This window comes from Pseudomonas sp. G34, assembly GCF_031119625.1.
In the GTDB taxonomy this organism is placed as follows: Bacteria; Pseudomonadota; Gammaproteobacteria; order Pseudomonadales; family Pseudomonadaceae; genus Aquipseudomonas.
In genome coordinates this window covers 259,840-284,698 of sequence record NZ_JAVHZV010000002.1, presented here as the reverse complement: position 1 = coordinate 284,698, position 24,859 = coordinate 259,840, and the positions used below count along the sequence as shown (strand labels likewise).

Sequence of the window (24,859 nt, the reverse complement as noted above, 5' to 3'; positions counted from 1 at the left end):
CTGGGTATCGACCCGATCCACCTGGGCATCATCATGGTGGTGAACATGGAAATCGGCCTGATCACCCCGCCGACGGGGCTCAACCTGTTCGTCACCTCGGCGGTCACCGGCATGCCGCTGACCCGGGTGGTACGCGCCGTGTCGCCATGGCTGCTGGTGATGCTGGGCTTCCTGCTGCTGGTCACCTACGTGCCGTTCATCTCGCTGGGCCTGCCCAACTTGCTGGGCATGTAACCCGCGCTCTTGATGTGAAGAAACCCGGCACCAGTGCCGGGTTTTTTATTTGTCGCCGATACGGCCCATGGCAATTGCGATCCGGTTCGTGCCGACGCTCGCGATAACGGGTAACCTTGTATCAAGTCGTGACTTGTGGGTCATGGATCGCGTCAGCATAGGCACCTGAAAAGTCATAATGGCGCCTCCTTTCGACAGGAGCGCGCGCCGCGCCTCGATCCGCTGACCCGGTACGCACTCGATCTGCGTGCCGATCTGAATAGTTTAAGGAGTGTCCGCGTGAAGTCTCGTTTGCCTGTGATCGTCGGTTTCGGTGGCTACAATGCCGCCGGCCGCAGCTCCTTCCACCACGGTTTTCGCCGTACGGTGATCGAATCGCTGGACGATCAGGCACGCCAGGAAACCCTTACCGGCCTGGCGGTGATGACCAAGCTGGTGCGCGTGGTGGAAGGCCGCTACCAGAGCCTGGAAGGTGAAGCCCTGTCGCCTGCCGATATCGAGCGCCGCTACGGTGCGCAGATTCTCGCCTCGACCCTGGTGCGGCGCATCGAGAAGCAGCACCTGGATCCCGATGCGACCCACTGGCACAAGAGCATCGCCGTGGGTGGCGAAGCGGGCAGTCTGACCTTCGTCAGCAACCGCAAGCAGTTGCCCGAGCCGCTGCCGGCCAACTGGTCGGTCGAGGAGTTGGACGGCAACCAAGTGCGCGTCACCCTGCATGACAGCTGTGAATTCAAGGTCGACAGCTACCGCCCCCTGCCGGTGAAATCCGCCGGCCAGTTGCCCACCGGCTTCGAGCCTGGCGAGCTGTACAACTCGCGCTTTCACCCACGCGGCCTGCAGATGGCCGTGGTCGGCGTGACCGACGCCCTGCGCGCCACCGGCGTGCCATGGCAGACCATCGTCGACCACGTGGCACCGGACGAAATCGCCGTGTTCGCCGGCAGCATCATGAGCCAGCTCGACGAGAACGGCTTTGGCGGCCTGATGCAGTCGCGCCTCAAGGGCCACCGCGTCAGCTCCAAACAGCTGGCCCTGGGCCTCAATACCATGCCGGCCGACTTCATCAACGCCTACGTGCTGGGCAGCGTTGGCACCACTGGCAGCGTCACCGGCGCCTGCGCGACCTTCCTGTACAACCTGCAGAAGGGCATCGAGCAGATCAATGCCGGCAAGGCACGGGTGGTGATCGTCGGTAACAGCGAAGCACCGATCAACGCCGAATGCATCGAGGGCTATGGCGCCATGGGCGCACTGGCCACCGAAGACGGTCTGCGCCTGATCGAAGGCAAGGACGACGTCGACTTCCGCCGCGCCAGCCGGCCGTTCGGTGAAAACTGTGGCTTCACCCTCTCCGAAGCCTGCCAGTTCGTGGTGCTGATGGACGACGAGTTGGCCCTGCAACTGGGTGCCGACATCCACGGCGCCGCCACCGACGTGTTCATCAACGCCGACGGCTTCAAGAAATCCATTTCCGCGCCCGGCCCAGGCAACTACCTGACCGTCGCCAAAGCGGTGGCTGCCGCCACGCAACTGGTCGGTATCGACGCGGTGCGCCAGCGCAGCTTCGTGCATGCCCACGGCTCCAGCACGCCGGCCAACCGGGTTACCGAATCCGAATTGCTGGATCGTGTCGCGGCCGCCTTCGCGATTGATCGCTGGCCAGTGGCGGCAGTGAAAGCCTTCGTCGGCCACTCCCTGGCCACCGCCAGCGGCGACCAGGTGATCTCCGCGCTGGGCACCTTCAAGTACGGCATCATCCCCGGCATCAAGACCATCGATGAAGTCGCGCCGGACGTGCACCAGCAGCACCTGAGCATCAGCAACGTCGACCGCCACGACCAGCGCATGGACGTGTGCTTCATCAACTCCAAGGGTTTTGGCGGCAACAACGCCAGTGCCGTGGTGCTGGCCCCCCATGTGGTCGAGCGCATGCTGCGCAAGCGCCACGGCGAAGCAGCCTTCAGCGCCTACCAACAGCGCCGCGAACAGACCCGCGCCAATGCTCGGGCCTACGATGAGCAGGCCACCAAGGGGCAGCTGGATATCATCTACAACTTCGGCAACGACCTGATCGACGACATCGAGATCGATATCGGCAGTGAACAGATCAAGGTGCCGGGCTTTGCCCAGCCGCTGGTCTACAAGCAGGATGATCGCTACAGCGACATGCTGGACTGATACCGGAAACAGTACTTTGTGGGAGCGGGCGGGGACGCCTAGTCCATGCCCGCGAGTGCTCGCCAAGGCGATCCAGGCATAAGCTGGATCACCGAATTGCTTTAACCCAGCGCCCGAGCTTCTTCCACGATCAGCCCACGCCACTCGGCATCCGCCGGCAACGCCAGGAAGAACGGGTTGAGCAGCGACTCCCGCGCTGCATAGCGCAGCGGCTCGCCCTGCAGGGTCAGCACCACACCACCTGCGCCCTCCAGCACGCCCTGCGCCGCCGCGGTGTCCCACTGCGAGGTAGGCGCCAGGCGTGGGTAGAAGTCGGCGCTGCCTTCGGCCAACTGGCAGAACTTCAGCGAACTGCCGACGCTGATTCGCTCGATGTCGCCAAAACGCGAGACCAGCGCGGCCAGCAGTTGCTCCTGCAGGGCGCTGCCATGGCGGCGGCTGGCGACCACGGTCAGGCCGCTGGCCGGCGTCTCGCGCATGCTGATCGCCTGGGGCTGCTTACCTGGCTCGATACGCCAGGCGCCGAACTCATGACCGCCGTGGTATATCACGCCAGTAGCCGGAATGCCGACCACGCCGAACACCACCTCTCCACGCTCGATGAGCGCCACGTTGACGGTGAACTCTTCACTGTCGGCGATAAATTCCTTGGTGCCATCCAGCGGGTCGACCAGCCACCAGCGTGACCAGCCGGCGCGCTCGCTCAAGGCGATATCGGCGTCTTCCTCGGACAGCACCGCAATGCCCGCATCCAGCGCCTGCAAGCCATCAGCCAGGATGCGATGCGCGGCCAGATCGGCAGCGGTAACCGGCGAGGCATCGGCCTTCTCGACCACCTCCACGCCCTGGCGCCAGAACGGCAGAATGGCTTCGCCGGCCTGCTGCACCAACGCCAACACGCCAGGCAACAACGGATGGCTCATCGGCTCAGCTCCCCGCGCTGCTCCAGCAGGTCACGCACCAGATACAACGCCGCCAGGGCGCGGCCCTCGCTGAACTGCGGATGCTGGATCAGCGCGGACAGCTCGCGCAGGCTGACCTTGTCGACCCGCAGTGGCTCCGGCTCGTCGCCGGGCAGGGTTTGCGGGTACAGGTCGCGGGCCAGCACCACCTGGATCTTCTGGCTCATATAGCCGGGCGAGAGGCTCAGTTCGGTGAGATGCTCCAGCTTGCGGGCGCCGAAACCGGCCTCCTCCTGCAGCTCGCGGTTGGCCGCATCGAGCACGTCTTCGTCGGGCTCGATCAGCCCCTTGGGCAGGGAAATCTCGTACTCGCCGGTGCCGCCGCAATACTCCTCGACCAGCAGCACGTGCTCGTCGTCGGCCATGGCCACGATCATCACCGCACCATGACCAGTGCCGCGGCCGACCAGGCGCTCATAGGTACGCTCGGCGCCATTGCTGAAGCGCAGCTGCACTTCCTCGACACGGAACAGACGGCTGCTGGCGACGATTTCTCGGGCGATGACGGTGGGCTTCTGACGCATGGGTGAGTCCTGCTGCTGGGCTGACCGGAACGGTTATCATACCGCGCTTGCCCCGATTGTCTGCGCCCTCGGCGTAGCATTTGACGACCTGCGGGCGCCTTGCCGCCATTTACCGTTTAGAGAGTTAGCCACCATGAACCTGCCCTGGTCCGAGATCGACACCGTTTTGCTGGACATGGACGGCACCCTGCTGGACCTGCACTTCGACAACCACTTCTGGCTCGAACACCTGCCGCAGCGCTACGCCGAGCACCATGGCGTGAGCCGCGCCCTGGCCGATGCCGAGCTGCAGCCGCTGTTCACCGAGCACGCCGGCCAGCTGAACTGGTACTGCACGGATTTCTGGAGCCGCGAGCTGAAGCTGCCGATCAAGGAGCTCAAGCGCGAAGTCGCCGACCTGATCGCCCTGCGCCCGGATGCCGATACCTTTCTCGCCGCCATCCGCCAGGCCGGCAAGCAGGTGGTGATGATCACCAACGCCCACCGCGACTCGCTGTCGCTGAAGCTGGAGCGCATCGAACTGGCGCCCTACTTCGACCGCATGATCAGCTCCCACGACTACGGTTACCCCAAGGAAGACCAGCAGTTCTGGGCGGCCCTGCAGCAGGATCTGGCCTTCGAGCCGACGCGCAGCCTGTTTATCGACGACAACATCCCGATCCTGCGCAGCGCCGGGCGCTTTGGCGTGAAACACCTGCTGGCGGTGCACGAACCCGATAGTCGCAAGGGCGTGAAGGACACCGAGGAGTTCGACGCGGTGCGGGATTACCGGGATTTGCTGAACGGGCTGTAGATAAAGCAGTGACCACTGAAAGGCAAAAGCGGGCGGTTAGCAGTGCTTTTGTGGGAGAGGCTTTAGCCTCGATTGTGCCTGACCAGGCTTAAAGAGCTCGCGGCTAAAGCCCCTCCCACGAGGTCGCTGTATGTCCGATTTCCCCTTACTCCTGCCCCAGAGGTAGGGTGGACAACGCTCTTTTTGTCCACCATTGCGATTGCAAGCGGTGGATGGGTGAAGCGTCAGCTACGCGCCCCGATCCACCCTACGAATGGCTGCTTCTGCCTTACTCCTGCCCGAGCACCACACCGCACCAAAAGGCTTCGCTTGCGCCCCGCAGCGGTGCGAAAACAACCAAAAACCTCACAATAAAAAGATAAATTCAATATAAATCAATAACTTAAAAAGTGGCACCGCTATTGCTCTAGTGATTTCAACTTGGATACAAGATGGAATCTCAGCGCATGTCCCACGCCTCCTTCGCCTTTACCCTCGCCGACTGGCAACAGGCTTACCGCGCCGCCGCCCAACCTGCCGAGCTGCTGCATGGTCTGCTGGCGTCGCTCGATAGCGCCGACAATGCCTGGATCAGCCTGGCCAGCGCCGCGCAGCTCGACGCCCAGTTGAGCCAGCTGCAGGCGCTGCTCGACCAGGCCGAAGGTCAGCGCGAGAAGCTGCCGCTGTACGGCGTGCCCTTCGCCATCAAGGACAATATCGACGCCGCTGGCTGGGCCACCACGGCGGCCTGCCCGGAGTTCGCCTACGCGGCCGAAACCGACGCCACGGTGGTCGCCCGCCTGCGCGCTGCCGGCGCCATCCTGATCGGCAAGACCAACCTCGACCAGTTCGCCACTGGCCTGGTCGGCACTCGCTCGCCCCACGGCGCGGTGGTCAACAGCTTCAACCCGGAGTACGTCAGCGGTGGCTCCAGCTCCGGCTCGGCCAGCGTGGTGGCGCGCGGCCTGGTGCCCTTCTCCCTGGGCACCGACACCGCCGGCTCGGGCCGCGTGCCAGCGGGCTTCAACAATATCGTCGGGCTCAAGCCGACCAAGGGCTGGCTGCCCAACACCGGCCTGGTGCCGGCGTGCCGCACGGTGGACTGCATCTCGGTGTTCGCCCTCACGGTCGGCGATGCCGAAACCGTGGCCGGCATCGCCGGTGGCTATGACGCCGCCGACGCCTATTCGCGCCACAACCCCAACAGTGCCCCGGTCGGCATGCAAGCCGCCTTGAGCTTCGCCGTGCCGGACAGCCTGGAGTTCTTCGCCGACACCCAGACCCAGGCGGTTTTCGAGCAGGCGCTGGAGCAGCTGAAAAGCCTTGGCGTGAGCCTCGAGACCATCGACTTCAGCCCGTTCCGTCAACTCGCCGAGCAGCTCTATTACGGCCCCTGGGTCGCCGAGCGCACGGTTGCGGTAGAAGGTGTCGACCCGGCGCATATCGATCCGGTGGTGCGCGGCATCGTCGAAAATGGCCACCAGTACAGCGCCTGCGACGCCTACAAGGCCGAGTACCTGCGCGCCGAGCTGAGCCGCAGGATCAACGACGCGCTGGCAGGTTTCGACGCGCTGGTGGTGCCCACCTCGCCGACCATCCGCAGCCTCGCCGAGATGCAGCAGGAGCCGGTGCTGTTCAACAGCCAGTTCGGCACCTACACCAACTTCACCAACCTCGCCGACCTCTGCGCCCTGGCCGTACCCGCCGGCCTGCGCGACGACGGCCTGCCCGCCGGCATCACCCTGCTCGCCCCGGCCTGGCACGACCGCGCCCTGGCGGCTTTCGGCAAGCGCTGGCAGGCCAGCCTGGAGCTGCCGCTGGGCGCCACCGGCCGTGCTCTGCCAACCCAAACGCCAGCCACGGCGGTGCCTGCCGGCAGCGTGCGGGTCGCCGTGGTCGGCGCGCACCTGACCGGCATGCCGCTGAACTTCCAGCTGACCACCCGCAACGCGGTGCTGGTCGAGCAGACCCTGACCTCGCCGGACTATCGCCTCTACGCCCTGGCCGGCACCGTGCCGCCGAAACCGGGTCTGGCGCGCAGCGCCGACGGCACCTCGATCATCGTCGAGCTGTGGGACATCCCCCTGGCGCGCTTCGGCGAGTTCGTCGCCGAAATCCCCGCGCCGCTGGGTATCGGCAACCTGACCCTGGCCGACGGGCGCAGCGTGAAGGGTTTCATCTGCGAACCCTGGGCCCTGAGCGACGCCCGCGACATCACCAGTTTCGGTGGTTGGCGCGCCTTTATCGCCAGCACGAAAAAATGAGCGAAGCCCTCCTCGAGAGAGGGCACGACCAACGAACTGCTGCCGAACCTGCCGGGAGAATCCGATGTTCCATACCGTACTGATCGCCAACCGCGGGGACCAGCTGCGCAGCAGCGCAGCGACGACGTCAAAGTGCCGGACGGGCGCAGCCCGTCACGGCGATCTCGCCACGGAGAACCGCCATGTTTGAAACAGTCTTGATCGCCAACCGTGGCGAGATCGCCGTCCGCGCCATCCGCACCCTCAAGCGCCTGGGTGTGAAGAGCGTGGCGGTGTATTCCGATGCCGACCGCAATGCCCAGCACGTGCGTGATGCCGATGTGGCCGTGGCCCTGGGCGGCGACAAGGCCGCCGACAGCTACCTGCGCATCGACAAGATTCTCGCCGCTGCCGCGGAGACCGGCGCCCAGGCGATCTATCCCGGTTACGGCTTTCTCTCGGAGAGCGCCGAGTTCGCCGATGCCTGCGAGAGCGCCGGCATCGCCTTTGTCGGCCCCAATGCCCTGCAGATCCGTGAGTTCGGCCTCAAGCATCGTGCCCGTGAGCTGGCCGCCGAGGCCCAGGTGCCAATGGCGCCCGGCACCGGCCTGCTGCACAGCCTCGACGAAGCCCTGGCCGCCGCTGAAACCATCGGCTACCCGATCATGCTCAAGACCACCGCCGGCGGTGGCGGTATCGGCCTCACCCGTTGCGCCGATGCGGTAGCCCTGGCCAGCGCCTATGACAGCGTCAAGCGCATGGGCGAGCAGTTCTTCAGCGATGCCGGGGTTTTCATCGAGCGTTTCGTCGATCAGGCGCGGCACGTCGAGGTACAGATTTTCGGTGACGGCAACGGCCGCGTGGCCGCCCTCGGCGAGCGCGACTGCTCGCTGCAACGGCGCAACCAGAAGGTGGTCGAGGAAACCCCGGCGCCAAACCTGCCCCAGGCCACCCGTGAACGCCTGCATGCTGCCGCCGTGCAGCTCGGCGAGTCGGTGAGCTACCGCAGCGCCGGCACCGTGGAATTCATCTACGACGCCGCCCGCGACGATTTCTACTTTCTCGAAGTGAACACCCGCCTGCAGGTCGAGCACCCGGTCACCGAGATGGTCACCGGCCTCGACCTGATCGAATGCATGCTGCGCGTGGCGGCCGGCGGCGAACTCGACTGGGCCGCCCTGAACCGCGCCCCGCAAGGCGCCGCCATCGAGGTGCGCATCTATGCCGAAGACCCGCTGAAGAACTTCCAGCCCAGCCCCGGCGTGCTCACCGACGTGCACTTCCCGGGCGACGTGCGCGTCGACGGCTGGGTCAGTACCGGCAGCGAAGTCTCGGCGTTCTACGACCCGATGATCGCCAAGCTGATCGTCCATGCGCCTAGCCGTGAAGAGGCCATCGCCAAGCTGCGCAAAGCGCTGGGCGAAACCCGCCTGCACGGCATCGCCAGCAACCTCGATTACCTGCGCCAGGTGGTGGCCGAGCCACGCTTCCACAGTGCGCAGATCTGGACCCGCCTGCTCGACACCTTCAGCTACGCCGCCCAGGTGGTCGAAGTGCTGGAGCCCGGCACCTACAGCAGCGTGCAGGACTTCCCCGGTCGTCTCGGCTACTGGGACATCGGCGTGCCGCCGTCCGGGCCGATGGACGACTACGCCTTCCGCCTGGCCAACCGCATCGTCGGCAACCACGAGAGCGCCGCCGGCCTGGAGTTCACCCTGCAGGGCCCAAGCCTGCGCTTTCACAGCGATGCGCTGGTGGCCCTCGCCGGTGCTGACTGCCCGGCCGAACTGGACGGTGAAAGCGTGCCCTACTGGGCGCCAATCGCCATCAAGGCCGGCCAGGTGCTCAAGCTCGGCCGCGCCACCAGCGGCTGCCGCACCTACCTGGCGGTGCGCGGCGGCTTCGATGTGCCGGTGTACCTGGGCAGCCGCTCGACCTTCGCCCTTGGCCAGTTCGGCGGCCATGCGGGGCGCACCCTGCGCACCGCCGACATGCTGGCGATCTCCCAGGACCTGCCCGCCTGCACCACGCCGGCGCCGGTCAGCGCGCCGCAAGCGCTGGATGCCAGCCTGGTTCCCGAATACGCCACCACCTGGAACATCGGTGTGCTCTATGGCCCCCACGGTGCGCCGGATTTCTTCACCCTTGATGCGATCGAGCAGTTCTTCGCCGCCGACTGGCAAGTGCACTACAACTCCAACCGCCTGGGCGTGCGCCTCTCCGGGCCGAAGCCGAGCTGGACCCGCGCCGACGGCGGCGAGGCCGGCCTGCATCCGTCCAACGTGCATGACTGCGAGTACGCCATCGGCGCCATCAATTTCACCGGCGACTTCCCGGTGATCCTCACCAAGGACGGCCCCAGCCTCGGCGGTTTCGTCTGCCCGGTGACCATCGCCAAGGCCGAGCTGTGGAAGGTCGGCCAGGTCAAGCCGGGCGATACCCTGCGCTTTCACCCGATCAGCTTCGAGCAGGCCCAGGCGCTGGAGCAGGCGCAACTGGCCAGCCTGCAGAGCCTCAGCGCGGTCAGCGCCGCGCAACTGCCGGCGCCGAGCCTGCAGCCGGGCGAAACGCTATCGGCCACCATCCTCGCCGAGCTGCCGGCCGATGGCAGCCGCCCGCGCGCGGTGTACCGCCAGGCGGGCGATGCCTACATCCTGCTCGAATACGGCGACAACGTGCTCGACCTGGCACTGCGCCTGCGCGTGCACCTGTTGATGGAAGCGCTCAAGGCCCAGCCGCTCACCGGCCTGGAAGAGCTGGCACCGGGCGTACGCTCCCTGCAGCTGCGTTACGACAGCCGCGTACTGCACCAGCAGGCGCTGCTCGACCACCTGCTGCGCCTCGAACGCGAGCTGGGCGACGTGGCCAACCTCAAGGTGCCGACCCGCATCGTCCACCTGCCCATGGCCTTCGAGGACAGCGCCACCCTGGCCGCCGTCAGCCGCTACAGCGAGACCGTGCGCAGCCAGGCGCCGTGGCTGCCGAACAACGTCGACTTCATCCAGCGCGCCAATGGCCTGGCCAGCCGCGAGCAAGTACGCGACATCCTCTTCGACGCCAGCTACCTGATCCTCGGCCTCGGCGACGTTTACCTCGACGCCCCCTGCGCCGTGCCGCTCGACCCGCGCCACCGGCTGCTCAGCTCCAAGTACAACCCGGCGCGTACCTACACCGCCGAAGGCACCGTGGGTATCGGCGGCATGTACATGTGCATCTACGGCATGGACTCGCCCGGCGGCTATCAGCTGGTCGGCCGCACCCTGCCGATCTGGAACAAGTTCGTGAAGAACGCCCAGTTCGAGGGCGGCCAGCCGTGGCTGCTGCACTTCTTCGACCAGGTGCGTTTCTACCCGGTCAGCGAAGCCGAGCTGGATGAATTCCGCGAGGCGTTCCGTGAAGGCCGCGCGCAGATAGAGATCGAGCAGAGCACCTTCGATTTCGCCGAGTACCAGGGCTTCCTGGCCGACAACGCGGCGAGCATCGACGCCTTCCAGCGCCAGCAGAAACAGGCCTTCGACGCCGAAGTGCAACTGTGGCGCGACGACGATGCCGACAGCCACAGCGCACCCGCGGCGGGCCTGGACGACGACGAAGCCATCGACGGCCATCTGGTCAGCGCCGACATGTGCGGCAGCGTCTGGAAGGTGCTGGTCGAGCCCGGTCAGTACGTCGAGGCCGGCGCCACGCTGCTGGTGGTCGAGGCGATGAAGATGGAGCTGGCGGTCACCGCGCCGCTGGCCGGCACGGTCAAGGCCGTGCGCTGCCAGCCGGGCAAGGCGGTCAACCCGGGCGACGCGCTGCTGGTGCTCGAACCGGGCGAGGCGGCCTGAGATGCAATTGGTCGACCCGATCAGGCGCGGCAAGGAGCGCCCGGAGAACCTCGCCGAGCGCATCTACGGGCAGCTCAAGGACGACATCTTCGAGTTCCGCCTGCTGCCCGGCGACCGCTTCAGCGAGGGCGAGATCGCCGAGCGTGTGGCCGCCAGCCGCACGCCGGTGCGCCAGGCCCTGTATCGCCTGGCGCGCGAGGGCTACCTGGAGGTGTATTTCCGCAGCGGCTGGCAGGTCAAACCGTTCGACTTCGCCCACTTCGAGGAGCTCTACGACGTGCGCATCGTCCTCGAACTGGCGGCGGTCAAGCGCCTCTGTGACCGCGAGGCCGGGGAAACGCCAGCGCCCCTGGAGGAGCTGAAACGCATCTGGATGGTGGCGCCCGAGCAGCGCCTGGAAGACGGCCGCGAGGTGTCGCGGCTCGACGAGCGTTTTCACTGCCAACTGGTGGAAGCCACCGGCAACCGCGAGATGGCCCGTCTGCATGGCGAGGTCAGCGAAAAGATCCGCATCATCCGCCGCCTGGATTTCACCCAGACGCCACGGGTGGCAGCCACCTACGACGAACACGCACGGATTCTCGGCGCGATCCTGTCGCGCCGCTGCGAAGAGGCACAGCTGTTGCTGAAGACCCACATCGAGGTCAGCAAGGCGGAAGTGCGCAAGATCACCCTGCACATGCTGCACAGCGCCCGCCAGCGGGCCGTGCAGGCGCAGGGCTGAGCGATGTCCTTGACCAACTGCCAACAACACATAACTCGTTAGTGAATGGAGATCGAACCATGCAACGTCGCAGCCTGATCAAGGCCTTCACCCTTTCCGCATCCATCGCCGCCATGGGCCTGACCTGGACCGTGCAGGCCGCCGAGACCATCAAGGTCGGCATCCTGCACTCGCTGTCCGGCACCATGGCCATCTCGGAAACCTCGCTCAAAGACATGGCGCTGATGACCATCGACGAGATCAACGCCAAGGGCGGCGTACTCGGCAAGCAACTCGAGCCGGTGGTGGTCGACCCGGCGTCCAACTGGCCGCTGTTCGCCGAGCGTGGCCGCCAGTTGCTGACCCAGGACAAGGTCGCGGTGACCTTCGGCTGCTGGACGTCGGTGTCGCGTAAATCGGTGCTGCCGGTCTACGAGGAGCTCAACGGCCTGCTGTTCTACCCCGTGCAGTACGAAGGCGAAGAGATGTCGCCGAACGTGTTCTACACCGGCGCCGCGCCGAACCAGCAGGCGATCCCGGCGGTGGAATACCTGCTCAGCGAAGACGGCGGCGGCGCCAAGCGCTTCTTCCTGCTCGGCACCGACTACGTCTACCCGCGCACCACCAACAAAATCCTGCGCGCCTTCCTGCACAGCAAGGGTGTGCAGGACAAGGACATCGAAGAGGTCTACACGCCGTTCGGCCACAGCGACTACCAGACCATCGTCGCCAACATCAAGAAGTTCTCCGCCGGCGGCAAGACCGCAGTGGTGTCCACCGTCAACGGCGACTCCAACGTGCCGTTCTACAAGGAACTGGCCAACCAGGGCATCGAGGCCACCGACGTGCCGGTGGTGGCCTTCTCGGTTGGTGAGGAAGAGCTGCGCGGCATCGACACCAAGCCGCTGGTCGGCCACCTGGCGGCGTGGAACTACTTCCAGTCGGTGGAGAACCCGGTCAACGAGAAATTCGTCGCCAACTGGAAGGCCTATGCCAAGGCCAAGAAGCTGCCGAACGCCGACACCGTGGTGACCAACGACCCGATGGAAGCCACCTACGTGGGCATCCACATGTGGGCCCAGGCGGTCGAGAAAGCCGGCACCACCGACGTCGACAAGGTACGCGCCGCCATGGCCGGCCAGGAGTTCGCCGCACCGAGCGGTTTCACCCTGAAGATGGACGAGAGCAATCACCACCTGCACAAGCCGGTGATGATCGGCGAAGTCCAGGACGACGGGCAGTTCTCGGTGGTCTGGGAAACCGACGGCCCGATCCGCGCCCAGCCGTGGAGCCCGTACATCGAAGGCAACGACAAGAAAGGCGACACCCCGGTGAAGTCGAACTGATCCGAGCCGCCGCGCTGGCGCCGGAGGACAGGTGTCCTCTGGTGCCCGCCGCTCCCGTCAGCAACGGGATACCAAGGACACGCCAATGCCTTATGCCTTTGCCCGAATTCTCCTGAGCCTGCTACTCCTGCTGCCGCTTGCCGCCCAGGCAGGCGAAGCCGACGACTTCGTCGCCGCCAGCCCGGCGCAGCAAGCCAAACTGCTGGAAAGCTGGGCCGCCATGCCCGACCTGAAGCGCCAGCCGCTGCTCGATGCCCTGCAGCAGGGCCGTGTGGCCGCTGACGGCGACAAGCGCGCCTTTGTCGAAACCGACGCCGGCTACCGCGCCGCCGAAGGCGATGCCGAACCTCAAGGCACGCCGCGCAAGCTACGCCTGAACAATCGCCTGCGCGGGCTGATCGCCAACGCCCAGGCCAGCCATGGGTTGCTTGCCATTGAGGCACCCGTGCGCCTGAACGCTGCCCGGCAATTGCAGAAAAGCGCCCAACCGGCGCAACTGCCGCTGCTCGCCCAGGCACTCGACAAGGAAGACGACGACGCGGTACGCGACGCCATCACCCTCGCCCTGGCCAACCTGCAACTGGTCGATGCCAACCCGGCGGTGCGCCTGGCCGCCGTGCGCCTGCTCGGCGAAACCGGCGAGCCGCTGGCCCGCACGCGCCTGGAAAACCTGCTGGAGCCCGGCGTGGAGAGCGACGCCGGCGTGCGCACCGCCGCGCAAACCAGCCTGGCCCAGGTCAAGCGCAAGCTGTTGATCGGCGAGCTGCTCGGCCAGGCGTTCAGCGGCATGAGCCTCGGTTCGATCCTGCTGCTCGCCGCCCTTGGCCTGGCCATCACCTTCGGCCTGCTCGGGGTGATCAACATGGCCCACGGCGAGATGCTGATGCTTGGTGCCTATTCCACCTACATGGTGCAGATCCTCTTCCAGCGCTACGCCCCCGAGGCCCTGGCGCTGTACCCGCTGGTCGCCCTGCCGGTGGCATTCGGCGTGACCGCGGTGATCGGCATGGCCCTGGAGCGCACGGTAATTCGCCACCTCTACGGCCGCCCGCTGGAAACCCTGCTGGCCACCTGGGGCATCAGCCTGATCCTGATCCAGCTGGTACGCGTGCTGTTCGGTGCGCAGAACGTCGAGGTGGCCAACCCCTACTGGCTGTCCGGCGGCATCCAGGTGCTGCCCAACCTGGTGCTGCCATACAACCGCATCGTGATCATCGGCTTCGCCCTGGCCGTGGTGCTGCTGACCTGGCTGCTGCTCAACAAGACCCGCCTGGGCCTCAACGTGCGCGCCGTCACCCAGAACCGCAACATGGCCGCCTGCTGCGGCGTGCCCACCGGCCGTGTGGACATGCTGGCCTTCGGGCTCGGCTCCGGCATCGCCGGCCTCGGCGGCGTGGCGCTGAGCCAGATCGGCAACGTCGGCCCGGACCTCGGCCAGAGCTACATCATCGATTCCTTCCTGGTGGTGGTGCTCGGCGGCGTCGGCCAACTGGCCGGCAGCGTCATGGCGGCCTTCGGCCTGGGCATCGCCAACAAGATCCTCGAGCCGCAGATCGGTGCCGTACTCGGCAAGATCCTCATCCTCGCGCTGATCATTCTGTTTATCCAAAAGCGTCCGCAAGGCCTGTTCGCCCTGAAAGGGAGGGTGATCGATTGAACACCATGACCTTCTGCACCGTGGGAGCTGGCCGTGCCAGCGACTGCGTCCCCGCTATCGTTCGCGCGCATGGCGCGCTCCCACAGGTGAATAACCCGGCGCACCCTGTGGGAGCTGGCCATGCCAGCGACTGCATCACCACGGTCTTTCGCGCGCAGGGCGCGCTTGCACGGGTCGGTTTATGGGGGATCCACCGATGAACGCCGCCAACCAAACGCTGCTGGCCCGCGCCAGCCACAGGCTCTGCCCGCAGGTCTGCATGGTCATCGGCCTGCTGGTGCTGGCCGTGCTGCTCGCCATGCCGCTGCTGCACCTGCTGCCGGCCGAACATGCGCTGCATGTGTCGGCCTACACCCTGACCCTGGTCGGCAAGATCCTCTGCTACTGCGTCGTCGCCCTGGCGCTCGACCTGGTGTGGGGCTACGCCGGCCTGCTGTCCCTCGGCCACGGCCTGTTCTTCGCCCTCGGCGGCTATGCCATGGGCATGTACCTGATGCGCGAAGCAGCGGGCGACGGTCTGCCGGCATTCATGAGCTTTCTGGCCTGGAGCGAGCTGCCCTGGTACTGGTACGGCACCGACAACTTCCTCTGGGCCCTGTGCCTGGTGGTGCTGGCGCCAGGCTTGCTGGCTCTGGTGTTCGGCTTCTTCGCCTTCCGTTCGCGGATCAAGGGCGTGTATTTCTCGATCATGACCCAGGCCCTGACCTTCGCCGGCATGTTGCTGTTCTTTCGCAACGAGACCGGCTTCGGCGGCAACAACGGCTTCACCAATTTCCGCAGCATCCTCGGCTTCGAGATCACCGCGGCGAACACCCGCGCCACGCTGTTCTTTCTCACCGTACTGCTGCTGGTCGGCAGCCTGTACCTGGGCTGGCGCCTGGCGCGCAGCAAGTTCGGCCGGGTGCTCACCGCCCTGCGCGACGCCGAGAACCGGCTGATGTTCTGCGGCTACGATCCGCGCGGCTACAAGCTGTTCGTCTGGGTGCTCAGCGCCGTGCTGTGCGGCCTGGCCGGCGCGCTGTACGTGCCCCAGGTGGGCATCATCAACCCCAGCGAAATGGCCCCCACCCAGTCCATCGAAGCGGCCGTGTGGGTGGCCCTCGGCGGGCGCGGCACGCTGATCGGCCCGCTGCTCGGTGCCGGCCTGGTCAATGGCATGAAGAGCTGGTTCACCGTGGCCTTTCCCGAGTATTGGCTGTTCGCCCTCGGCGCGCTGTTCATCGTGGTCACCCTGTTCCTGCCCAAGGGCGTCATCGGTCTCATCAAGCGAGGGGATAAATCATGAGAAGCGCACCCATCCCCGAAGCGATGATCGATCCGGCCGGCAGCAGCCGTGACGCCATCGGCCTCGGCCAGAGCGCCGGCAGCGGCCTGAACGTGCGCCATGGCACCATCCTCACCCTGGAAGACATCAACGTCGCCTTCGATGGCTTCAAGGCACTGACCGACCTGACGCTGTACATCGGCGTCGGCGAGCTGCGCTGCATCATCGGCCCCAATGGCGCCGGCAAGACCACGCTGATGGACGTGATCACCGGCAAGACCCGCCCGGGCAGCGGCGTCGCCTACTTCGGCGAGACCTTCGACCTGACGCAGATGAGCGAAGTCGAGATCGCCCAGGCCGGCATCGGCCGCAAATTCCAGAAGCCCACGGTGTTCGAGGCGCTGAGCGTGTTCGAGAACCTCGAACTGGCGCAGAAGACCGACAAGTCCGTGTGGGCCAGCCTGCGCGCCAAACTCAGCGGCGAGCAGCGCGACCGTATCGACGAGGTGCTGGCCACCATCCGCCTCGACGCCTCACGGCAGCGCCCCGCCGGGCTGTTGTCCCACGGCCAGAAGCAGTTCCTGGAGATCGGCATGCTGCTGGTGCAGGACCCGCAGTTGCTGCTGCTCGACGAGCCGGTGGCCGGCATGACCGACGCGGAAACCGAATTCACCGCCGAGCTGTTCAAGTCCCTGGCACGCCAGCACTCGCTGATGGTGGTCGAGCACGACATGGGCTTCGTCGGCAGCATCGCCGACCACGTTACCGTGCTGCACCAGGGCCGCGTACTGGCCGAAGGCTCCCTCGAGGCCGTGCAGGCCAACGAGCGGGTGATCGAGGTTTATCTCGGTCGGTAATGCATACCCGTGGGAGGGGCTTCGGTCAGTAGGGTGGATGACGCTTTTTTCATCCACCAGGCATCCGCACGGTGGATGGGTAAAGCGTCATCCACCCTACCCCCATCCCACCATCTGAATGAAGGACATCGACATGCTGCAAGTCCAACAGCTCCACCAGTACTACGGCGGCAGCCATATCCTGCGCGGCCTGTCGTTCGACGTGAAGGTCGGCGAGGTCACCTGCCTGCTCGGCCGCAACGGCGTGGGCAAGACCACCCTGCTCAAATGCCTGATGGGCCTGCTGCCGGCCAAAGAGGGCCAGGTCAGCTGGGAAGGCAAGCCGATCACCGCCTACAAACCGCACCAGCGGGTGCACGCCGGCATCGCCTACGTGCCCCAGGGCCGCGAGATCTTCGGCCGCCTGACGGTCGAGGAAAACCTGCTGATGGGCCTGTCGCGGTTTCCCGGTAGCCAGGCCAAGGAGGTGCCCGCGTTCATCTACGAACTGTTTCCGGTGCTGCTGGAAATGAAACAGCGCCGCGGCGGCGACCTCTCCGGCGGCCAGCAGCAACAGCTGGCCATCGGCCGTGCCCTGGCCAGCCAGCCGCGCCTGCTGATCCTCGACGAACCCACCGAAGGCATCCAGCCCTCGGTGATCAAGGAAATCGGCGTGGTCATCAAGAAGCTCGCCGCCCGCGGCGACATGGCCATCCTGCTGGTCGAGCAGTTCTACGACTTCGCCGCCGAACTGGCCGACCAGTACCTGGTGATGAGCCGCGGCGAAATCGTCCAGCAGGGCCGTGGCGAAAGCATGGAGACGGATGGCGTGCGCGGGTTGGTGGCGATCTAGCCTGCGCCGTCATGGCGGCGTAAAGGCGAAAGCAGACCTTCGATTTGGTGGGCTAAAGCCCACCCTACAGCCGCGCATCTAACCGTAGGGTGGGCTTCAGCGCACCAATTGGCGCCCCACAATGAACGGCTGCTTGCGCCTTACAACTACCCCTCACTCGGCAAATTCCGGCTCCTGCCGGGCGATCTGCCGCTTCACGCTTTCCAGGTGCAGCCGCGCACTCTCGGCATTGCCTTCGAGCATGAGCCGGCAGGCCTTGCGCGCCACCTCATGAGGCACGGTTTTCAGAGCACGGCCGCTGGCCATGGCCTTGAGCTGCACTTCGGCGGCACGCTCCAGGTAGTAGAGGTCGTCCCAGGCTTCGGCGATGCTGCCACCGAGCACCAGCGGGCCATGGTTCTTGAGCATCAGCACATCCGCCTCGCCCACGGCTCCGGCAATGCGCTCACCCTCGGCGTTGCTCAGGGCCAGGCCGTTGTAGTGCGCGTCCACGCACAGGCGGTCATAGAACTTCAACGCGGTCTGCCCCGCCCAGATCAACGGATCGCCTTCGAGCATGCACAACGCCGTCGCGTTGGGCATATGGGTGTGGAACGCCGCCTTGGCGCGTGGATGCAGGCGGTGCAACTGCGCATGGATGAAGAACGCGGTGGCTTCCGGCGTGCCCTCACCGGCCACCACACGGCCATGGAAATCGCAGATCAACAGCGACGAGGCGGTCACCTCGGCGAACGCCAACCCGTAGGGATTGACCAGAAACAGGTCGTCATGACCCGGCACCACGAAGGAGAAGTGGTTGCAGATCCCCTCGCCCATACCGAGTCGCGCAGCCATGCGAAAGCAGGCCGCCAGGTCGATACGTGCCTGGCGGATTGCCGGGCTGCCCAGACTGTCGACCAGGCGCTGGTCGAGTGGCGTGGCGTTGACCTCGAATGCATGTGCCATGGCGGTGCTCCTCAACGTGTGCGATGGCTTCACCCTAGCAAGCTGCCCTCAGCGCGCCAGGGACAGATAGCGGCCGCCGCCAGGCCAGATGGCTGGCCCGCCGACTTCAGGCGTCTGGCCCTACGGACGCACAGCGCTTTGTTCCTATGGTGAATACCTGCCGTAACAGCCGACCGCCTGGCCGGCCCCACTCTGCACTCACGAGGTCGCCATGAGCAGCCCAACCCAGATCAGCAACGATTATGTCCACGCGCTGGATCGCCAGTACGTGTTCCACTCCTGGTCGACCCAGGGCACACTCAATCCGCTGGTGATCGCCGGCGGCGCCGGTTGCACGCTGTGGGACTACGACGGTCGCCAGTACCTGGATTTCAGCAGCCAACTGGTCAACACCAACATTGGCCACCAGCACCCCAAGGTGATTGCCGCGATCAAGGCTCAAGCCGAGCAGTTGGTGACCATCGCCCCGGCCACCGCCAACCTGATGCGTGGCGAAGCGGCCAAACGCATCCTCTCCCACGCGCCGGCCAACTTCAGCAAGGTGTTCTTCACCAACGCCGGTGCCGATGCCAATGAAAACGCCATGCGCATGGCGCGCCTCTACACCGGCCGCGACAAGATTCTCTCGGCCTATCGCTCGTACCACGGCAGCACCGGCTCGGCGATCGTCGCCACCGGCGACCCGCGCCGGGTGCCCAATGAGTTCGCCCGTGGCCATGTGCACTTCTTCAACCCCTACCTGTACCGCAGCGAGTTCAATGCCACCAGCGAGGACGAGGAATGTGCCCGCGCGCTGCAGCACCTGCGCCGGGTGATCGAGTGCGAAGGCCCGGCCTCGATCGCCGCGATTCTGCTGGAAACCATCCCCGGCACCGCCGGCATCCTAGTGCCGCCGAAAGGCTATATGCAGGGCGTACGCGCCCTGGCCGACGAGTTCGGTATTCTGCTGATTCTCGATGAGGTGATGGCCGGTTTCGGCCGCACCGGCAGTTGGCTGGCGCTGGACAATTTCGACCTGGTGCCGGACCTGATCGTATTCGCCAAGGGTGTGAACTCCGGCTATGTACCGGCCGGTGGGGTGATGATTTCCCAGCCCGTCGCCGAGTATTTCGACAGCCACTTTTTCCCGGGTGGCCTGACCTACTCCGGCCACCCGCTGGCCATGGCGGCCATCGTTGCCACCCTCGACACCATGGCCGAGGAAGGCATGGTCGACAATGCCCGACGGATCGGCCAGGAACTGCTCGGCCCAGGTCTTGCAGCGCTCGCCAGCAAATACCCGTTGATCGGCGAGGCGCGCGGTATCGGTCTGTTCCAGGCGCTGGAGTTGGTCGCCGACCCAGTGAAGAAAACCCCGTTGGCCGCGCCGATCATGGCGCAGATGAAAGCCGCATTGCTGGAGCGCGGGCTGCTGGCCTTCGTGGTGGAGAACCGCATCCACGTGGTGCCGCCGTGCATGGTCAACGCGGCCCAGGTCCAGCAGGCGCTGGCGATCTTTGACGAGGTGATCGGCGAGTTCAGCGCCAAGCACCTGTAACAGGTGCGAACCGGATGAGCCGGGCCGCGCAGGTTACCGGCGCCGGGAACACATCCTGTAGGGTGGGTTAGCGGCGCGGGGCTCTGTACCCTCAGTCGACACGGTGATGGAGCGCCGCGTAACCCACCGAGCGATATCCGTGGCGGTGCAGATCGCGGGTTATCACAGATGGCGGCGCAATCACTGCCCCTGCAGCACCTCATCGAGAAGTCGGATGCCCGGTTCGATCAGCGCCACGTCGATGGCGTGAAAGCCCATGCGGAAGTAACGCTGCGGCGGATCGTCATTGAAGAAGAACTGCGCCCCCGGCTCGATCAACACACTCTGCTGAGCCGCGGCCCAGGCCAACCGCTGGCTGTCGACGCCAGCCGGGGCGCTGAGCCAGAAGGCGCCGGCGCCGGCACTGCTCACGTGCCGACACCCCTTCAGCACGCTATCCAGCGCGCCCTGTAACGCTTCACGACGACGCCCATGCTCCTCGCGGAAACGCCGCAGGTGCGCGTCGTAATGCCCCTGGGCGAGAAACTGGGCGAGCATGCGCTGGTTGTTCAGCGGTGGGTGGCGATACATCAAGCGGCGCAACGCCCGCAGTTCCTCGACCAGTTCGGCATCGGCGACCAGGTACCCCAGCCGCAGCCCCGGCGAAAAGGCCTTCGACAGGCTGCTCATGTAGATCACCCGGCCGCTGCTGTCGCTGGCCTTGAGCGCCGGCTGGGGATGGCTGTCGAGATTCAGCTCGGCGTCGTAGTCATCTTCGATGAGGATCTGATCGTGCTGGCGGATCTGCTGCAGCAACTGGCTGCGCCGCGCGGAACTCATGCTCACCCCGGTAGGCACTTGGTGCCCAGGCGTGACGTAGAGGTACTCACAGCGGTTGAGGCGCTCGTCGACGCGCATGCCCTGCTCGTCCACGTCCTGCAAGTGGATGTCCGCACCCTGCAGGTCGAACACGTTGTGGGCGTCGCCGAACCCCGGGTTCTCCAGCGCCACGCGAGTGCCCTTGCTCATCAACAGAGTGGCCAGCAGATACAGCGCATTTTGCGAACCGAGGGTGATGAGGATTTCATCGGCGCCGGCCCAGATGCCGCGTTTGGGCAATACCCGGGTACGCAACTGCTCGATCAGCATGGCGTCGTCCTGGTCGTGGCTGTCGCGCAGCCACTCCGGGTTGCGCTCGTTGCGCATGCTGTTGCGCGACACCTCGCGCCAGCGCTCCAGGGGAAACAGATCGGCAATCGGCTGGCCGTAGACGAAGGGATAGGTGAAGCGCTGCCAGTTACTGGGGCGCAACACACCATGCCTCAAACTCGGTTGGATCTTGAATCGACCGCTCCATCCTGGTGCACCAACGGCCTGGGGGTTGGCATCGCTGTGCGCCGGTGCAAGGCGCGCCAGGGCGACTTCACGCTGGCTGCCGCAGTAGTCCGGGTGCAGGTAGTAGCCACTGCGCGGGCGGCTGACCAGGTAGCCATTGTCGAGCAGGCTTTCATAGACCAGCGCCACGGTGTTGCGGGAAATGGACAACTGCTGCGACAGCCGCCGGCAGGACGGCAAGGGCTCGTCCTGGGGAAAACCGCCAGCGAGAATCGCAGACACCAGCGACTCACGCAGTTGCTCCTGCAGCCCGCGCTGCTGATCAAAATCCAGGTGGTAGAAGTGGTCGATCATGGTCACTGCCGCTCCATGTGTTATGCCCTCCCCGAAGCAATTAGTGAGCCATGGCCACCACCCCAGGCTGGCCAGGCGAATGCGCCAAACTGCACCTATTGCCCGACGCTTTGCGCTCTCTATGGTGAAAAACAGCCAACTGGCACGCCCATCGCAAGCCAATCGATCTGTCGACCCCTGGAGTTCTGACCATGACCCACGCAGGCATCGCTACCGCAACGCCCATGAACGGATTCGCCCAGTTGCGCAAACTGGCACTCGCAGGCCTGGCCGGCTGCCTGCTGGCAGGTGCCACCAGCGCTCACGCGGATCTGGCCGACATCGAAAAACGCGGCTACCTGAGCGTTGCCACCGAGGACGACTACGCGCCGTTCAACTACATCGTCGATGGCAAGCCCGAGGGTTTCCACAAGGAGCTGCTCGAAGACCTCAAGGCCTACGCCAAGGAGAAAGGCTTCGACGTGAAGCAGGAAATCCTGCCGTGGACCGGCCTGCTCGCCGCGGTGTCCTCCGGTCAGTACGACATGGCCTTCACCGGCGCGCTGGTCACCGACGACCGCCTGCGCGTGTTCAACTTCGCCCCGCCTTTCGCCTCGGCCCAGCACTTCTACGTCAAGCGTGCCGGCGATGACAGCCTCAGCGATATCGCCAGCCTGTGCGGCAAGAAAGCCGGCCTGCAGGCGGGTAGTGCGCTGCTCGCGCGACTGCCGGAACTGAAGAAGATGATGGCCGATGCCGGCTGCAAGATCGGTGAGGTGGTCGAATATCAATCCTATCCGGAAGCCTATGCGGACCTTGCCAACGGCCGCCTGGACTACGTGATCAACGCACTGATCTCGGTCAACGATCTGGTCAAGACCCGTGGCGACACCTTCGCCAAGGGCATCGCCGTATCCGGTGACGGTTTCGCCGCCTGGCCGGTGCCGAAGAAGAGCCCTGAGCTGCTGAAGCTGATCACCGGCTTCATGGACCAGATCCGCGACAACGGCCGCTTGGCCGAGCTGCAGAGCAAATGGTTCGGCGAGGCCTTCCCGTCGATGCCCAAGGAACCCATCACCGACGTCGATCAGTTCCATACCCTGGCCGGCATGAAGTAAGCCACGTATCAACGCCTATCGCGAGCAGGCGCGGGGCTTGTCAAGCGCGCCTGCTTCGCCGGCCTCATTCCCCTCTCGACCCGAAGGAGCTGCCATGAACGGACAAGCCTGGCTACTGCTGCTGGAGGGCGCCTGGACGACCCTGTGGATATCCGCCATCGCCATTGCCATCGGGGTGTTCTGCGGGCTTGGCATCGCCCTGTTGCGCATGGCGCGCATCCCCTTTCTGGAACAGCTGCTGATTCTCTACACCAGCCTGGCGCGTGCCACGCCGCTGGTGACCCTGGTGTTGTTCATCTTTCTCTCGGCGCCGATGTTCGGCATCAACCTTGACCGCAACACCGCCGCCATCCTCGCCCTGACGCTCAACACCACCGCCTTCAATGCGGAGATCTGGCGTTCGGCATTCATCAGTTTCTCCCGTGAGCAGAAGGAAGCAGCCCTGGCCTGCGGCATGACCCAGGGCGTGTTCTTCCGTCGCATCATGCTGCCGCAGATGCTCACCAGCAGCCTGCCCGGCCTGGTCAACGAAATGTCGTTCCTGATCAAGGGCAGCCCGGCCATCGCCATCATCGGCATCGTCGACCTGACGCGGGTGACCAACCGTATCGCGGCGGTGACCTATGACCCGCTGCCACCGATTCTCGCTGCCGCGCTGCTGTACATGCTGATCATCGGCGTGCTGCTCAAGCTGCAGGCGATTGCCGAGAAGAAAGCCAACCGACTGGCCATGTAAGGACATTTCAGCATGACCGAATGGAGCATTATCTGGGACGCCCGCGAAGCCTTCTTCAACGGCTTTTTCAACACCCTGGCGCTGTTCGCCCTGTCCATCGTCTGCGCCTTCGTGCTTGGCTGCGCGATGCTCTACAGCCTCGAGGAGCGCACGCCGCTCTCGATCATCGTGCGTTGGCTGGTCAACGGCATGCGCATGCTGCCGTTCCTGATCCTCGCCTACCTGCTGTACTACGGCCTGCCGCGCCTGGGGCTACGCCTGGACGCCTGGACGGCCGGGCTACTGGCCCTGATCGTCTACCACGGCGCCTACTTCACCGAGATCCTGCGCGGCAGCCGCCTGGTACTGCCGGCCGGTTATGTCGAGGCGGCCAAGGCGCACGGTTTCACGCCCTTCAGATTGTTCATGCGCATCATCCTGCCGCAACTGGTGATCAAGACCCGGCCCCTGCTGGGCAACCAGTTGATCATCGCCCTCAAGGACACCGCCTTTCTGACCATCATCACCGTGCAGGAGCTGACCGCCGCCGCCAACTCGGTGCAGGCCACCTACTTCATTCCTACCGAAGCCTTCGTGGTGGTGATCGTTCTGTACTGGCTCATCAGCATCGGCCTGGAACTGGCGCTCAAATGGGCGGCGCGCTTCGGAGCGAAACGAGGATTCGAACATGGCTGACATCCCGGCAGTACGCATTCAAAACCTGTCCAAGAGCTTCTCCGACATCGAGGTGCTGCGCGACATCGAACTGACCGTGAACAAGGGCGAGGTGGTCAGCGTGCTGGGCTCCTCCGGCTCGGGGAAATCGACCATGCTGCGCTGCATCAACTGGCTGGAGGAGCCGGATCGCGGCAGCATCCATATCGCCGGGCAACGCATCGGGATCAATGAACAAGCCGGACGCAAGATGACCAATCGCGAGCTGGCGGCCATCCGCGCCAAGACCGGCATGGTGTTCCAGGGCTTCAACCTGTGGCCCCATCTCAGCGTGCTGCAGAACGTCATGGAGGCGCCGGTGCAGGTCAAGGGCATGGCCAAGGAGCAAGCCCGCGTGATCGCCATCGAATTGCTGGAAAAAGTCGGCATGGGCGACAAGCGGGACAGTTATCCTTACACCCTCTCCGGCGGCCAGAAGCAGCGTGTGGCGATTGCCCGCGTACTGGCCATGAGCCCGGAGGTGATCCTGTTCGACGAGCCTACCTCGGCACTCGACCCGGAGCGCGTCGGCGAAGTGCTGACGGTGATGAAGAACCTCTCCGCCGAGGGCTACACCATGATCGTGGTCACCCACGAAATGGAATTCGCCCGCGCGGTGTCGGATCAGGTGGTGTTTCTGGAAAAAGGTAAGATCATCGAAAAGTCCGCCCCGGAGAAATTCTTCAGCAACCCGGAGACCGAGCGGGTACGCAAGTTCCTCGAGCTCTCCGCCTGACGAACCCGGTTAGCTGCCTGACGCAGCGGCCATTACGACATT

At 65.2% G+C, this 24,859-nt stretch carries 20 protein-coding genes; 16 read left to right on the top strand and 4 right to left on the bottom strand.

All coding sequences use genetic code 11. The annotated features are described in order from the left end of the window. Both QYS36_RS01825 and QYS36_RS01820 read left to right on the top strand, forming a co-directional pair. The coding region (locus QYS36_RS01825) for a TRAP transporter large permease subunit (protein WP_308837861.1) at window positions 1-234 on the top strand (234 nt) is incomplete at its 5' end. A 279-nt stretch (window positions 235-513) separates the two neighbouring features. Further along, window positions 514-2,415 carry a beta-ketoacyl synthase gene (locus QYS36_RS01820; protein WP_308837860.1) on the top strand — a complete coding sequence of 634 codons (1,902 nt, stop codon included), beginning with the start codon at window positions 514-516 and terminating at the stop codon, window positions 2,413-2,415. 101 nt (window positions 2,416-2,516) lie between these two features. Here the strand turns inward: QYS36_RS01820 and cysQ are convergent, their stop codons facing one another. Beyond that, window positions 2,517-3,338, bottom strand: a complete 822-nt coding sequence (gene cysQ / locus QYS36_RS01815) for a 3'(2'),5'-bisphosphate nucleotidase CysQ (RefSeq protein WP_308837859.1) — start codon at window positions 3,336-3,338, stop codon at window positions 2,517-2,519. Further along, window positions 3,335-3,901 carry an ADP compounds hydrolase NudE gene (gene nudE / locus QYS36_RS01810; RefSeq protein WP_074885402.1) on the bottom strand — a complete coding sequence of 189 codons (567 nt, stop codon included), beginning with the start codon at window positions 3,899-3,901 and terminating at the stop codon, window positions 3,335-3,337. Before nudE ends, cysQ begins: the two co-directional genes overlap by 4 nt. Before the next feature lie 133 nt (window positions 3,902-4,034). Here nudE and yrfG point away from each other — a divergent pair, with 133 nt between their 5' ends. The 9 genes from yrfG (at window position 4,035) to urtE (ending at window position 17,405) form a co-directional block, all read left to right on the top strand. Continuing rightward, window positions 4,035-4,694, top strand: coding sequence for a GMP/IMP nucleotidase (yrfG, locus tag QYS36_RS01805; RefSeq protein WP_308837858.1), 660 nt, complete (start codon window positions 4,035-4,037; stop codon window positions 4,692-4,694). Between the two features lie 446 nt (window positions 4,695-5,140). Then, window positions 5,141-6,937, top strand: a complete 1,797-nt coding sequence (gene atzF / locus QYS36_RS01800) for an allophanate hydrolase (protein ID WP_308837857.1) — start codon at window positions 5,141-5,143, stop codon at window positions 6,935-6,937. A 182-nt stretch (window positions 6,938-7,119) separates the two neighbouring features. Further along, the gene (uca, locus tag QYS36_RS01795) at window positions 7,120-10,746 is read left to right on the top strand and encodes an urea carboxylase (RefSeq protein ID WP_308837856.1); all 3,627 of its coding nucleotides are present in this window, start codon (window positions 7,120-7,122) and stop codon (window positions 10,744-10,746) included. 1 nt (window position 10,747) lies between these two features. Further along, window positions 10,748-11,470, top strand: a complete 723-nt coding sequence (locus tag QYS36_RS01790; protein ID WP_308837855.1) for a GntR family transcriptional regulator — start codon at window positions 10,748-10,750, stop codon at window positions 11,468-11,470. Between the two features lie 59 nt (window positions 11,471-11,529). After that, window positions 11,530-12,795 (top strand): urea ABC transporter substrate-binding protein, encoded by a 1,266-nt coding sequence (gene urtA / locus QYS36_RS01785; RefSeq protein ID WP_308837854.1) that lies wholly within the window; start codon window positions 11,530-11,532, stop codon window positions 12,793-12,795. Window positions 12,796-12,880: 85 nt separating this feature from the next. Then, the gene (gene urtB, locus QYS36_RS01780) at window positions 12,881-14,452 is read left to right on the top strand and encodes an urea ABC transporter permease subunit UrtB (protein WP_308837874.1); all 1,572 of its coding nucleotides are present in this window, start codon (window positions 12,881-12,883) and stop codon (window positions 14,450-14,452) included. A 259-nt stretch (window positions 14,453-14,711) separates the two neighbouring features. Beyond that, a complete protein-coding gene (urtC, locus tag QYS36_RS01775) occupies window positions 14,712-15,737 on the top strand; it encodes an urea ABC transporter permease subunit UrtC (protein WP_308837873.1) in 1,026 nt (341 codons plus the stop codon). After that, entirely contained in the window at window positions 15,734-16,573 is an 840-nt protein-coding gene (urtD, locus tag QYS36_RS01770; protein WP_308837853.1) for an urea ABC transporter ATP-binding protein UrtD, read from the top strand. Before urtC ends, urtD begins: the two co-directional genes overlap by 4 nt. Before the next feature lie 133 nt (window positions 16,574-16,706). After that, window positions 16,707-17,405 (top strand): urea ABC transporter ATP-binding subunit UrtE, encoded by a 699-nt coding sequence (urtE, locus tag QYS36_RS01765; RefSeq protein ID WP_308837852.1) that lies wholly within the window; start codon window positions 16,707-16,709, stop codon window positions 17,403-17,405. Window positions 17,406-17,558: 153 nt separating this feature from the next. On the opposite strand, the gene QYS36_RS01760 is transcribed toward urtE, so the two are convergent. After that, a complete protein-coding gene (locus QYS36_RS01760) occupies window positions 17,559-18,350 on the bottom strand; it encodes an aldolase (RefSeq protein WP_308837851.1) in 792 nt (263 codons plus the stop codon). Window positions 18,351-18,561: 211 nt separating this feature from the next. Between QYS36_RS01760 and QYS36_RS01755 the strand changes: the two genes are divergently transcribed. Next, window positions 18,562-19,887, top strand: coding sequence for an aspartate aminotransferase family protein (locus QYS36_RS01755; RefSeq protein WP_308837850.1), 1,326 nt, complete (start codon window positions 18,562-18,564; stop codon window positions 19,885-19,887). Between the two features lie 180 nt (window positions 19,888-20,067). On the opposite strand, the gene QYS36_RS01750 is transcribed toward QYS36_RS01755, so the two are convergent. Further along, on the bottom strand, window positions 20,068-21,555 hold the full coding sequence (locus tag QYS36_RS01750; RefSeq protein ID WP_308837872.1) for a PLP-dependent aminotransferase family protein: 1,488 nt from the start codon (window positions 21,553-21,555) through the stop codon (window positions 20,068-20,070). Window positions 21,556-21,746: 191 nt separating this feature from the next. Between QYS36_RS01750 and QYS36_RS01745 the strand changes: the two genes are divergently transcribed. From QYS36_RS01745 to QYS36_RS01730, 4 genes are all read left to right on the top strand, one after another. Then, window positions 21,747-22,652 (top strand): transporter substrate-binding domain-containing protein, encoded by a 906-nt coding sequence (locus QYS36_RS01745; protein WP_308837849.1) that lies wholly within the window; start codon window positions 21,747-21,749, stop codon window positions 22,650-22,652. 94 nt (window positions 22,653-22,746) lie between these two features. After that, window positions 22,747-23,388 (top strand): amino acid ABC transporter permease, encoded by a 642-nt coding sequence (locus tag QYS36_RS01740; protein WP_308837848.1) that lies wholly within the window; start codon window positions 22,747-22,749, stop codon window positions 23,386-23,388. A gap of 12 nt (window positions 23,389-23,400) precedes the next feature. Beyond that, window positions 23,401-24,063, top strand: coding sequence for an amino acid ABC transporter permease (locus tag QYS36_RS01735; RefSeq protein WP_308837847.1), 663 nt, complete (start codon window positions 23,401-23,403; stop codon window positions 24,061-24,063). After that, window positions 24,056-24,817, top strand: a complete 762-nt coding sequence (locus QYS36_RS01730; RefSeq protein WP_308837846.1) for an amino acid ABC transporter ATP-binding protein — start codon at window positions 24,056-24,058, stop codon at window positions 24,815-24,817. Before QYS36_RS01735 ends, QYS36_RS01730 begins: the two co-directional genes overlap by 8 nt. Window positions 24,818-24,859: the final 42 nt, after the last annotated feature.